Annotated in this window: 10 protein-coding genes; 1 reads left to right on the top strand and 9 read right to left on the bottom strand. The window is 40.8% G+C overall.

All coding sequences use genetic code 11. The annotated features are described in order from the left end of the window. The first annotated feature begins 22 nt into the window (after positions 1-22). Complete coding sequence (gene rsmD / locus L6494_RS08645) at positions 23-604, top strand: 16S rRNA (guanine(966)-N(2))-methyltransferase RsmD (RefSeq protein ID WP_237993828.1); 582 nt, start codon at positions 23-25, stop codon at positions 602-604. Positions 605-645: 41 nt separating this feature from the next. Here rsmD and L6494_RS08640 read toward each other — a convergent pair whose 3' ends face one another. From L6494_RS08640 to L6494_RS08600, 9 genes are all read right to left on the bottom strand, one after another. Continuing rightward, a complete protein-coding gene (locus tag L6494_RS08640; protein WP_237993826.1) occupies positions 646-2,271 on the bottom strand; it encodes an alpha/beta hydrolase in 1,626 nt (541 codons plus the stop codon). Positions 2,272-2,515: 244 nt separating this feature from the next. Then, positions 2,516-3,805, bottom strand: a complete 1,290-nt coding sequence (locus tag L6494_RS08635; protein WP_237993823.1) for a CmpA/NrtA family ABC transporter substrate-binding protein — start codon at positions 3,803-3,805, stop codon at positions 2,516-2,518. Positions 3,806-3,839: 34 nt separating this feature from the next. Further along, positions 3,840-4,667 carry an ABC transporter ATP-binding protein gene (locus L6494_RS08630; RefSeq protein WP_237993821.1) on the bottom strand — a complete coding sequence of 276 codons (828 nt, stop codon included), beginning with the start codon at positions 4,665-4,667 and terminating at the stop codon, positions 3,840-3,842. 138 nt (positions 4,668-4,805) lie between these two features. Further along, positions 4,806-5,630: a nitrate ABC transporter permease gene (gene ntrB, locus L6494_RS08625; RefSeq protein ID WP_237993819.1), complete on the bottom strand. Its 825-nt coding sequence runs from the start codon at positions 5,628-5,630 to the stop codon at positions 4,806-4,808. A gap of 578 nt (positions 5,631-6,208) precedes the next feature. Then, positions 6,209-6,823, bottom strand: coding sequence for a glutathione S-transferase family protein (locus tag L6494_RS08620; protein WP_237993817.1), 615 nt, complete (start codon positions 6,821-6,823; stop codon positions 6,209-6,211). An 87-nt stretch (positions 6,824-6,910) separates the two neighbouring features. After that, positions 6,911-7,933 carry a cupin domain-containing protein gene (locus tag L6494_RS08615; protein WP_237993815.1) on the bottom strand — a complete coding sequence of 341 codons (1,023 nt, stop codon included), beginning with the start codon at positions 7,931-7,933 and terminating at the stop codon, positions 6,911-6,913. Between the two features lie 55 nt (positions 7,934-7,988). Beyond that, positions 7,989-9,191, bottom strand: coding sequence for a 4-hydroxybenzoate 3-monooxygenase (locus L6494_RS08610; RefSeq protein ID WP_237993813.1), 1,203 nt, complete (start codon positions 9,189-9,191; stop codon positions 7,989-7,991). 21 nt (positions 9,192-9,212) lie between these two features. After that, positions 9,213-10,937: an NAD(P)/FAD-dependent oxidoreductase gene (locus L6494_RS08605; RefSeq protein ID WP_237993811.1), complete on the bottom strand. Its 1,725-nt coding sequence runs from the start codon at positions 10,935-10,937 to the stop codon at positions 9,213-9,215. Positions 10,938-11,051: 114 nt separating this feature from the next. Next, complete coding sequence (locus L6494_RS08600) at positions 11,052-13,643, bottom strand: condensation domain-containing protein (protein ID WP_237993809.1); 2,592 nt, start codon at positions 13,641-13,643, stop codon at positions 11,052-11,054. Between the last annotated feature and the right edge of the window lie 34 nt (positions 13,644-13,677).

Raw genomic sequence — 13,677 nt, 5'->3', positions numbered from 1 at the left:
ATTGACTGTTGACGATTGACTAATGAGTCTAAGAATTTACGGGAATCGCCAAATTAAAACTTTACCAGGGCAAGAAACCCGACCCACCAGTGCGCGGGTTAGGGAAGCAGTTTTTAATATTTGGCAGGGAGAAATATCAGGTTGTCGCTGGCTGGATTTATGCACCGGTACGGGTTCAATGGGTGCAGAAGCTTTGTGTCGAGAAGCCAGTTTGGTGGTCGGAATTGAAAAATCAAGCCGCGCCTGTGCTGTGATTCAACAGAATTGGCAGACAGTGGCACAGTCAAATCAAAAATGGCAAGTATTGCGCGGCGATGTCATCCAGCAGCTAAAGCACTTATCAGGGCAGCAGTTTGACAGAATTTATTTTGACCCACCCTATGCTAGTGGATTATATCAGCAGGTATTAGAAGCGATCGCTCACTATCAATTATTAGATGCCAATGGTGAAATCGCTGTTGAGCATAATCCTCAAGGGTGGACAGAGATAGTAATTCCCAACTGGGAAATTTGTCGTGAAAAGGTTTACGGTAATACTGCGCTGACCTTTTACAGAATTATGGATGAGGTAGTGGAGAGTCGGGAGTCGGGATTAAATGAGTAATAAGTAATGGGATTTACTGATTACTCATTACTCATTACTCATTACTTAAAGACAGGGGTTGGAATATCTCTAACTATGCGGAAAGGAAAGACCTTTGTAGATGCTGCCTGAGCATAATCTGGAGTGAGAAAAATCGCGTATTTTTCAGCTTCGGGTGTAAGTTGTGCTGCCATTGCCAAAGCGATCGCCTGTACAAATTTTCGCACATCAGCAGCTTGTTCACCGACAATTTCACCGCCACTCAGGGGTGTATTGGGTTGATCTGCTTGGTCTAAGGTGGTGCTGGGGTCTTTGACACTTAAATGTGTTCCACCAATCACACCCGCTAACCATTTGGGAGAGGTAATTTTACTAAATCCCATGATTTGTTCAGTTAAAGCCGGGGTGGTTTTATCTGCGGAACTAGCCAAAATCAAGGTAGGTACTTCTACTTTAGCTAAACCAGTGTCGCCAAACATTAATGAGGTTGTCGGACTAAGTGCGATCGCTTGTTTAATTCTATTGTCCCGCAGTTGATAGGTATTTTCGGGCAATTCTTGGGCAATACATTGGATAGTTTCCCCAATACTGAAAGTAGCTAATTTTTTCTGACACCGTTGCTTGAGTCCGGCTAGTTGTAATTCGCCTCCAGCCAGTGCTAAAGCCGTCCCACCACCAAAAGAATAACCCACCACCATCGCGTTATTAGTGGCTAGTTTCCCTTCTAGAGAATTACCTGCTGTTTGATTGACCTTTGCTAACTCATCTAAAACAAAACTAATATCTTTAGGACGTTCTAAAAACTCTTGGGGTTTAACAATTCTGGTTTTACCTTGAATAGCTAAATTAGTGTTAGTTTGATTACTACCAGGATGTTCTAAAGCTGCAACTATATAACCGTGGGAAGCCAGATGTTCTGCTAAATAGCGTAAATCAGTGCGAATTGATCCCAAACCATGACTAAATACAATTAGAGGTTTGTTGGCATTGGCCGCAGTTGACCAGTAAACATCAACAGGAATATTGCGAGTCCGCGTTTGATCATTAAAATTCAAGTTCAGCACTTGTACAGACGCGCTACCTGGTTGGCTGGGGTCAAAGGGTAAATTAATTTGGGAAGATTTAGGCGCAAGTTGGGGAGACAGGGAAAGCATGAACTGCTGAGTACGCCAAAAAGCATTATTGAAGCTTCCCATCACAGCAAAAGCCTGGGGAACATTAATTTCCAAGCGTTGACTTGGATAAGCAGCAATAAAACTGAGCATAGATAGACCCTGAGAAGAAGTAGAGCCTAGTACCAACGCAGCTCTTAAAGCTTCTGCACCCGCTTTATCTTTGCGAACTACAGCCGTTGAGAGGTCGTTGAGGATAGTTGTACCTATCTGGGTATTAAGTAACCTACTCAGAGTCACCACATTTAGAGGTATTCTCATTCTCAGCATCCCCAAAAGAGAGCGACGCTGTTCTTCAGATAACCGCTTAGTAATCGTATTTAAACTGCTGGGAAATTCTCCTGTTCTAGCGGCGGTTTGCAAATCAGCCAGAGGAATTGATTCTGCAAACAAGCCATAACGCACCACCACCGTATCAGCCGCCTTTGCAGAGGTGTTAACCCCAAAAAACTGTGTTACAGCCAGTGCGCTCAAGAAACCAGCAACCAGTTTGAGACTTTTTCCACGTCTTCCCATACAAATACTCACCAATAGCTACCTAGGGGAATATAGCGAATATCTGTGTATTTAGCTACTATTTTGGGGATTGGGGACTGGGGATTGGGGAGATAATAACTAATGACTAATAAGGGACTTCCAAATAAAAAAATATCCCAAAGCTGACGCAAAAATTCTCTCTATTTCTCCTCTCTCTGTGTTCTCTGCGTCTCTGTGGTTAGTTTATCTTGGATAATTTATTTCTTGGAAATCCCTAAAATAACTAACTCCGAATTTTGGGAGCATTGAGATAAGCTTGGGGATTTTGGGGATCAAATTCTAAGCCGTTAAAGAATTTTTCTACTCCGCGTGATGTACTAGCGGGGATGGCTTTTTCTTGTCCGATGAGTTTGGCGGCTTCTCGCCATAAGTCTTCCCGATTGACTGTATTAATAATTGGTTGGGGATTAAAATCTTTGGGGCGATTACCCCAGCGCATATCTTCAATGAAGAACCACAAGTCATGGCTTTTATAGGGATAGGAGGCATTTTCCCGCCAGAATTTAATCGCATGGGGGCTATTTTCAACTACGCGTCCATTGCCATAATCAAACTTACCCAAGAGGCGATCGCGCAAAAATTCATTAGGTACTCCAATCCACTGGCGTTGAGATAAAATCTGAAACAGTTCTGCTTTATTCTCCGGGCGATCGCACCACATTTGCGCTTCCAACACAGCCGCTAATAAAGCCTTGGCTGCTTTGGGATGTTTATCTACCCATTCAGCACGCACTCCTAGAGCCTTTTCTGGGTGATTATTCCATAACTCGCCACTAGTAACAGTAGAGTAACCAATTCCTTGTTTAATCAAGCGATGATGCCAAGGATCTACCACACAAAAAGCATCCATTGAACCGCCCCGCATATTCGCTACCATCTGCGGTGGTGGAACTACAATCAATGACACGTCTTTATCTGGATCAATCCCACCATAAGCTAACCACCAACGCATAAAAAAGTCACCTGTCACCCGGCGATAAGGTATAGCACAGCGCACATTTTCCCCACCTAAACTTTTTTTAGCAAATACCGACTTGAGTGAAGAACTATCTAGCCCAAGTTTTAAATCTTGATAAGCATTGGTGACAGAAACACCCTGTCCATTAAGATTTAACCGAGCCAAAATATACATCGGAACTTTACGCCCATAGCTAATTTCACCAGTGGCCATCAAATACACCATTGGAAACAGCAAATGTGCGCCATCCAACCCTTCATTACCTGAACCTAACATCAGTTTGTCACGCATCACCGCCCAAGAAGGTTGTTTTAACACCTCAACATTAGGCATTCCATGCTTGGCAAAAAACCCCTTAGCTTTAGCCACAATCAAGGGACAAGCACTAGTCACTGGTATAAAACCGAGTTTTACCCCTGTTACTTCGGGCGCATCACCATTACCAGCATACAAACCTGCATTAGATGGGATAGCCGCAGAACGATGACTAAGAGTTGTAGATAAAAACGCTGCACCACCAGCTGCTATAAAATTTCTTCTAGTAAACTTTGTCATATCTTAAAAGTGATTAGAATGTTTTTTGTCTTCTTCAAACCGCAGATTTAACAAGCGGTATCTTTTCAACTTTTCTATATTGAACTTGCTGCTGATGGTGCAAAAAATTTAGCAATTCGTGACGCAGATCATGATAGAGAGGATGATCTACAATTTCTGATGGAATGCGAGAACGGCCAAAGGGGACATCTAAAATTTGACCAATAGTAGCAGCCGGGCCATTGTTCAACATCACCACGCGATCCGAAAGCAACAGTGCTTCATCAACATCATGAGTCACCATAATAGTTGTGATATGAGACTGATTACAAATATCCATCAACTCCGCTTGTAGAGTTTTGCGGGTGAGAGCATCTAAAGCCCCAAATGGTTCATCTAACAGCAATAGTTTAGGTTTAATTGCTAAAGCACGGGCGAGGGCGACTCTTTGCTTCATCCCCCCAGAAAGTTGTCCTGGTTTTTTGCGGGCTGCATCTTTCAAACCTACCATTTCTAAGTGAGTAGCGATGATGCGATCGCGTTCAACTTTTGGTTTATGAGATAATACTTTATCAACAGCTAAAGCCACATTATCCCAAGCACTTAACCACGGTAACAACGAATAGTTTTGAAATACCATCATCCTATCTGACCCTGGACGTTGTACTCGTGTACCGTCTACTTCTACATAACCCCGTGAAGCTTTATCCATACCAGCAATAATATTCAACAAGGTAGACTTACCACAACCAGAATGACCAATTAGAGAAATAAAATCTCCTTGCTTAATTTCTAAATTGATATCTTGGAGAATGACGTTTCTCTCACCGTTAGGCGCACGATATTCTTTATTGATGTTGTGAATCTTGACAAAATTCTGCATTGGAGTATCTCCTAATAAATCGTGGTACACAATGACAGGGGACAGGGGACAGGTGACAGGTGACAGGTGACAGAGGATAATAAATAACTAATGACCTTTTTTGAATTTTGAATTTTGAATTGGAGCAAAGCGACTTGACTATTCTTGTGGTGTAACTTTGAAAGCTATATAAGCCATAATTTTGTCTAGTACCAGACCAACTACACCTAGATAGATAATTGCCAATATAATTTCACTAATATTGGAATTGTTATAAGCATCGACAATAAAAAAGCCTAGTCCATCATCGGCGAGTAACATTTCCGCCGCGACAACAGCTAACCAAGAAAGACCAATAGCAATTCTTAACCCAGTAAAAATGTAAGGTAGTGTTGCCGGGATCAAGACTTTGTAAAAATTCTCAAAAAATGATAGGCCTAAAATTTTTGAGACATTAGTATAATCTTTGGGAATCATTTGTACACCCAAAGCGGTATTGAGAATAATCGGCCAAATAGCAGTAATAGTGATTACAAAAATAGCCGATGGATTTGGTTTAAGAAATATAGCTTGGGCTAAAGGTAGCCAAGCTAGAGGTGCAACAGGGCGCAAAATCTGAATGACGGGATCTATAGCTTGTCTTAAAAATTTATTCAGGCTAATCAAAAAACCAATGGGGATGCCAATAACTACAGCTATCAAATAACCAAACATGACTCGTTTGAGGCTAGCAAGAATCAACCAGAAGAACCCTTTATTTAATCCACCTTTATTAAAAAATGGGTTAATAATTAATTCCCAAGTATTGCTGATAACTGCAACAGGAGAAGGTAAAGATGTATCAGGAGTAAGGCTGATCAAATACCAAAGTATTAAAATACTAGTAATACCGCATAATGGTGCAAATATTTGCTGGAGGATTCCCCAAAAAAGTTGCTTGGGCTTTTGATTTTGAGCAAGTGGTCTTTTAGAGCGTATCACCATATAATTGAATTACCTGAATTTTACTAGCGATTAAAATTAACAACAATTTTGGCATTTTTGATAATCAAAGGCAATGATAACTAGATATACTATCGATTTATCATAGTTCCCATTAGCAAGGATAATAAGTTATATTTATGATGATAACTGCATATATGTTTATAGGCTGAATTCGTGCCTTTATTGATTTATCAGAGATTACTTGGTGATTTATGCAGTTAGTTTATATACTTTACGTCTGGGATTCATAAACCTGTTTATAGCATTCCGAAAATGAGATGTGTCGTTCTGAATGAAATGTAGAATCTTTGAGATGTTTCGCATTGCTCAACATGACAGCTTAAGCATTTATCGTAAATTCAAGGGTTTAAGACCCCTACGTCTACACGTAGTATCAGTTGAGTTGGGGTTTAAATCCCTAACTCCAACTGTCTTTAATTTTGAATTTTGAATTTTGAATTGTTAAACAAGAGGTCTAATATAAAGCCCAGCCCCTATATGTAATAAGGTGGGCTGGGTTGTATAACTTATTGCTTGGGTCTCTCTGGGAAAGTGAAGCTAGTCAATTTGTATTGATGTTACATGGGTAAGGGTGCGGGAATAGTGATACCTTTAGCAACTGCGGGACGTTCAGCAATGCGATCGTGCCATGCTGATAAACTGGGAAATTGATCTAAGCTAAAGCCCATACGTTTAGCTGTGTAAATCCAACCCCAATGGGAAATATCTACAATCGAATATTCATCGCAGATATATTTGCGTTCTTTCAAACGACCTTCCAACACACCATATAGTTTTTCAGTTTCCTTGGTGTAGCGTTCAATAGCGTAAGGAATTTTTTCGGGAGCAAACAAGGCAAAGTGCGCGCGTTGTCCTAACATTGGGCCAATAGAAGCAGCTTGAAAAAATAACCACTGAATTACTTCCCAACGAGCTTGACCTGATGGAATTAAACGTCCAGTTTTATCTGCTAAGTAAAGTAGAATTGCACAAGATTCAAATACTGTTTGTCCTGTTTCATGGTCAACAATTACCGGAATTTTGGCATTGGGATTTAATGCTAAAAACTCATCTTTAAATTGTTCACCCTGGCGCACATCAACCACTTTGACGGAGTAAGGAAGTTCAAGCTCTTCCAAACAAATCGAAATTTTGTAACCATTGGGTGTGTTATGAGTATACAAATCAATCATGGAAATATCCTCTTGTCGTGATTAATTGAAGAAGGGTTGATTTTGCTTTAACTATGTCTAAGAAGTGGTCTGAGAACCTTGACATTCCTAGATTTCCGAAGTGTGCATCTTGGCATTTTTGAATTGAAATTGACCTATGTGATTAAATTGCTGTTGCTTTTTCTTGAGTAAGAAACCAAGACCTAAGACACCAAAGGCTAACAAACCGATAGAGGATGAAGACTCTGGGACACTGGTAGTTCTTAAAACAGACTTATTTTGCAGCAATCCTAGATATGAACCTTCGCTGGGATCTTTCAAGGTTAAATCGAGAGTTTGATTACCCAAGCCTAATGGGAGAGAAATATTTCGCAAGAACTGACCAGCACCAAATTCTACAGAGATATCTAGACCATTCTCTAAACTGAGAATTACACTAGCGGCTTCATCTGGTGCGCCTGTACGCAGAATAGAGACTTGGTTGCTAGTAAATTCAGGTGCGGTAAAAACAAATGTACTAGGAAAGAATAATCCATACTTCGGCCCAGAAATAAGTAGTTCAGCAGGATTAAATGGGGGTGGAGTAAACGGATCGGTAACTTCTTGACCTACCTCCCTAAAGAACTCTTCAATATTCCCGGCAAATGTGGAATCACTTTCTGGAGGCTGTGCATAAAATAGCAGCATCCGCACTGGGTCTTTTGTTTTATTCAAGAAGGCATGAAGTTCAAACTCAGGACTGAAAAGTAATGTGCCGAGGTTGGCTTGGAAGGTATGGTCTTGGTGTTGGAAACTGGGATTTCCTTCTACCACATAGAACCACTCATCTTCGCGGTTGTGAAAGTGCAGAGGTGGGCCAACATTGGGAGGAACATATATATCAAATACGGAATATTTACCCCCGTTGTCTGCAACTGTCTCTAAAAAAGTGTTACGTCCACCTGCGACCCAGAGAGTTTCTTTACCAAGAGTTAGAGGATCGGGTAAAGTACCTGCTTCCGCCTTCTCAATATACTCCATCAATTCTGCTGGCAGTAGTCGCGCCCCTGATATACTGCCTGCTTTGGCAGTAGAGCTAATTGTCAAAGTTAAAACCAATGAACCAATTAAACCAAATAATGCTGATTTCATGTGTAGTTATAAGGGGTTTTTATCCCTTCCTCCTCTGGAATATTGCAGTACAAAACTATATGATGCCGACATAGTTTCTTGCGAAGTTTTTGGCAAAAGTTGTAGGTTTAGTTAATTGCAACAATTTAGCTTCGCTTAACTTCTGTTGGAAGCGCACATCGTCTGGATTATCACTTTCAGATTTGTGTAACATATTTAGTAGCCCATAGGAGAATTCTTGAGCGCGCCAAATATAGGGCAAACGAATTTCAGAGTAGCGTTCTAGATATGAAATATCGTGTTTTTCTAGATAGTAACTTACTAAGGTTTCAGCTAAAACACCTGCATCTTGCACAGCTAGATTTAATCCTTTACCACCCATTGGTGTAATAATATGGGCGGCATCGCCAGCCATGAATAATCGCTCGTATCTTAACGGTTCTATGACATAGTTACGCAATCCCATAATTCGTTTTTCAAAGATTGTTCCTGTGGGTAATTCCCAGCCTGCTTTAGCAAGACGTTTATGCAAATTTTCCCAGATTCTGTTATCTGACCAATCTTTTAATTCGTCATGGAGTGGAATTTGTAAGTAGAACCGGGAAACTTGGCTGCTACGCAGTAGAAAAGCGGCGAAGCCATCGGGATGTAGGGCGTAGATGGCATGGTTGGCTGCGGGTGGTGCATAGGCTAAAATTGCTAACCAACGATAGTTGTATTCTTTATTGTAGATAGTGACAAATTGCTCTGGAATTGATTGACGTGCTAATCCATGATATCCATCACAACCAGCTACAAAGTCAGCTTGAATGGTGACATTTTGATCAAGGTCTTGAGCATAACATTCAACAGTAATACCATCTTCAGTTTGAGTAATTTTTTGTCCTTCATGGTGTAAAAATATTTTCCCCCCTGCATCGATATATTTTTGAATTAAATCATCGTTGAGGTCGCTTTGGGGATAAATGTAATGAACATCTCCTTCACTTAAATCGCTATATTCAAAGATAATACTGCCGTGGGGATAACGAAATTCACAACTATTTTGTATCCGGCCATTTTTAATGATTGTATCAGCTAGTCCATATTTTTGCAGTAATTGAAAAGTTGTACTTTCGATTGCCCCTGCTCGACCTCTAGCATAAATTTCTTCCCGATTGTATTTGTCAATCACAATACAATCAATCCCATTTTGTAGGAGAATATTACCTAGGCAAATACCTGCTGGACCAGCACCTAAAATGCAAATAGATGTTTTTAAAACTGTTGTAGGATTCATACTCTACACTTTGAAGAATAATTAAACAGTAGCCATTGCTCTAACTTGGGAACGGAACTTAATTACTTTTTGAAATTGTTCCTTAATAGGGTGTAGATTTCGCGGTTGAGAATTGGGTCTAAATAAGCCATTTTTTTCCCATTTATCTGGGGTTAAACTAATTGCCCAGGCATTTATCCACATATCTTCAGGGAAATCATTTAACTTTTCTGGCATAGTATCTGCTAATGCCAACAGGAAGATAACTTGGGCTAATTCTTCAAACATTTTCAGACTAGCGATGTGGTCATCGATCAGTTCCTGCTCGGTTTTATGGGATTGTAAATTGCGCGATCGCAATTCTGCAATAAAGGGCATATCCAAATAATCAATAAACTCAAATGAGCCACGGCGTAAGGACATTGCTGACCAATCCCGGAATAGCTGCTGTATTCGATGGGCTAGGAGGAAAAATTGCCCTGAACCTTTCCTGACTCTGGCTCTTTTGTCTGCATCGAGGAAAATAGAATTAAACATCAAGGGTGCGCTAAATGCCCAACCTGCTAAGGTATCCCAGATGACTTTGACAGCCATAATTAGCTCGTTGTCAAAACAGGAATAAATATTGTGAATATTTCCTTTGAGTCCTTCGCTGTAGGTTAATAAAAAGCGATTGGCATCTTTGATAATTTCTGGATTGAGTTGGCTTTGTTGGTCGAGTGCAATCATTTGGGTAACGAGGGAATTACCAAAGCCAATTAAATCTGTACCGGGAGAATAGAAAGGATCAGGAAATACACCAGCTTCACCGACACAAGCCCAGCGATCGCTAGAGAATACTTGATTAGAAGAGTAACTATACTTAGGCATCTTCATAAACTTTTCGGGCTGATGCCCTTGTAAATGGGATGCTAAAACAGGTTCATGTTTTTCTAACCACTGGAAAGCCTGTTCGTATGTATGATGTTCACCAAAAGGATGAATATCTTCATCAGTGACAATACCGATACTAGTATAATTGGAGGATAGGGGAATCAACCAGACCCAGTAGCCCTTACCGCACAAATGATTAGTGGAGTAATAACGTTGATGATTGGGAACGCGATCGTGCCAATCTGTGTTACTTTCAGGCACAAAATCGCTGATATCTAACCTACCTTCAACCCAAAACCAAACCGCACTATATTTAGAATTATTGGCTTTGGCTAAACCCAGTTGCTTTTGTAAAAATCGCCGCCGACCCATCGCATCAATGACCCAACGCGCTTGGATAGTGTGAGTTGTTTTATCACTACCTTGGGTATAAGTGACTTGGTGCAAAGTTTCTGAGTTATGAGTTATTTCAATTGCTTGCACCATGACATTTTCTAACAACTCTACACCAGCTTCTATATTGAACTTTCGTAAGTCGTTTTCTAGTCTTCCCCGGTCAATTTGATAAGAAGATGGGGCATGAAATTCTGCTAGTCCTAATTCGGGACGTTGTTCAAATTTACCGTGTGCATCACCTAAGAAAAATCGCAGTCCTAATTTGGGTAAATGATATTTCTGCAAGTAATCGGTTAACTGGAGAGTCTCCGCTAGATAATAAGCACCAACCTCGACCGTGGATTCTCCCACCTTAAAAGCAGCTTCTGGTAAAGGGCGTGCCATCCTGTCTAGAACAACTACTGAGAGGTGAGGCATAATAAGTTTTAGCTGTCGTGCTAAGGTTGATCCTGCTAAACCACCACCACAAATAACAACATCATAAGTAGTTTTGTTCATAAAATATCTCTAGTTAAAGTTGAATATCTGGTACAAAATTAATTAACTGAATTAACTTTTAGCCGCCGATTTCTCGTATTTATCACCTTGTTGTCAGTGATTTATGCAGTTAGTTCATAAATTTTTCACTGTAGCTAAACAAGCCCTTAATTTTGTGGCTAAAGTTTGTACATGGGGTTGGGCAAAAATCGAATAGTGGTCGCCTGGGACATCGTGAATTTCCAGTCCTGCACCAGCTAATTCACCCCAACCATGAAGCGGATCGCGATTCTCCCAGTCTTCTAGGGTGGGTAAATACCGCTTTGAAAAGACAGCCGGCTCAGTGGCACGAAATAGGATGATGCGATCGCGTTCCGCGCTATATACTTGGGCAGTATAAGCTCTTTTGGCTTGCATATTAGCTTCTGGTACAAACATACGACGCAAATTTGCAGGTAAAGACATTCCTGAACGCAGATATAAGTGGCAAATTAACGTTTGGAACTGACGTTGTAGCAATTCGCCCAATTCTGCTAATAAATCTAAAGACAACCCAAGTTGCCACAAATAAGCCCAATAATGCTGTTGCCGGAATGATAATCTTGGAAAAGCCCCTTGATTGAAAGTATCGAACATAACCAACACTGCAACTTCTTCGCCTTGCTGTTGGAGTTGTTGCGCCATCTCAAAGGCGATCGTTCCCCCCATCGAGTTCCCCCCCAGGTAATAAGGCCCTTTGGGTTGAATGGTGCGGATTTCTTGGATGTAGTGGGCGGCCATATCTTCTATACGGAAGTAGGGGGCTTGTTTCCCATCTAAACCCTGCGCTTGCAAACCGTAGAAGGGTTGATCTTCGCCTAAATAGTGGACTAATTCTCGAAAATTGAGGACATTTCCCTGCTGTCCATGTACACAAAAGAAGGGGGGTTTTGTCCCTTGAGTTTGAATTGGCACTAATGAAGACCAAGAGACTGAACCTGTTGCTTGGCTAAGAATTTGAGCTAGTTGCTCAATTGTCGGTGCTTGGATGAGAGTACCTAAAGGTAGAGTTTGACCAAAAGCCTGTTCAATTTGAGTGAACAAACTCATCGCTACTAATGATTGTCCCCCCAACTCAAAGAAGTTATCTTGCACGCCTATAGAATCAATGCCTAAAACCTGACTCCAAATCTGCGTTAGCTTCAGTTCTACAGCGTTGCGGGGAGCAATATAAGTTCTTGGTATAGGATTGGACTTGTCAAGCTGTTTCACTCGTTTAGCTTGCAGTTGTTGTTGTTCTTCAATGCTGAGAGGTAACAATGATAAGACAGTCTGCCCTGGATCATGGACAATATTATCTAAGATGATTTTGTAATTTCCTAGCATTTGGGCAATGGTTGTCTCATCAAATAAATCTGTGTTGTACTTGAGGACAGCCGCCAGAGTATCGCCTTCTTCAATGAGATACAGATACAAATCAAAGTCTGCTTTCGCACAATCTAAATCTAGATTTTGTACAGCCATACCTGGTAATTGCAGAGTATGTACTGCTGTATTCTGCAATGCAAACATCACACGCGATAAAGGCGTTTGCAGCAAATTGAGAGAATTGATTAACTGCTGTACTGGCAAATCTTGGTGAGCAAAACCGCCAGAAGCTACCTTACGAACTTCACTCAATAAGATTTGAAAGGACGAATGGGGATTAAGCTGAGTTCTGAAGATCAGTAAATTGATAAAGTAACCAATTAGTGGTTTGATATCCTTGCGGTTACGGTTGGCAATAGGACTACAGACAAACAAGTCTTCTTGTTCTGTGTAGCGATAAAGTAGCACCTTGAAGGCTGCTAATAAAGTAACAAAGAGAGTTGCACCCTCTTGACGACTTAAACCTTTGAGTCCTTTGGTTAGTTCTGGGGATAGTATGAGTTTTTTGTAAGCACTACCGCATTTGGGTACAGCTGGACGGGAACGGTCTGTGGGAATATTTAACTCACGGAGATTACTACCTAGTTGTTGTTTCCAGTAGTTCAGTAACAATTCTTGAAACTCATTTGGGAGTGACTGACGTTGCCAAAAAGCAAAATCTGCATATTGGATAGTTAGTTCCGTTAAGGGTAAAGGTTGACCGTTAGCAAAAGCAGTGTAAAGTGTGGTCAATTCCTGAAATAGCACCCCTTTAGACCAAGCATCAACAATAATATGGTGAACAGTAAACAGGAGGATATATTGTTCTTCCTCTAACTGAAACAAAGTTCCACGAATCAGGGGTAATTGTGTGAGGTCAAAGGTTTTTTTTGTTTCTGCTTGAATTAATTTGAGTGCTGCGGTTTCTCGTTGTTGTTGAGGTAAATTTTGCAAGTCAACGATAGAAAATGCGAAGGTAGTAGGCGGGTGAATGACTTGAATTGGTTTACCTTCTGAGCAGGAAAAAGTAGTGCGTAAAGCTTCGTGACGACGTAATATTTCGTTGAGACTGTTTTGCAGAGCAGATATATCAAGAGTTCCAGTAATTCTTAATCCTAAAGGAATGTTGTAGGCTGAGGCACGATTTGGTTCTAGTTGATGTAAAAACCAGAGTCTTTCTTGCGGAAAAGAGAGGGGTAAGGAATTATCTCTGGAAACTGGTACTAAAGGCGGTGCTTGATTTTGTAAACTAATAACGTTTTTAATGGCTTGCCAAAGGTCTTGTTGCGCTGCTGCTGATTGGGTTTGGTGTTGCCCTATTTTAAGTGTTGGGAGTGACATAATAATTAGGCAGGAATATCAGAAATTTTGATTT

The organism is Nostoc sp. UHCC 0870, from assembly GCF_022063185.1.
Classification (GTDB): Bacteria; Cyanobacteriota; Cyanobacteriia; order Cyanobacteriales; family Nostocaceae; genus Trichormus.
Note: the sequence above shows the minus strand (reverse complement) of the source record. Positions and strands in the feature narration are given on the sequence as shown.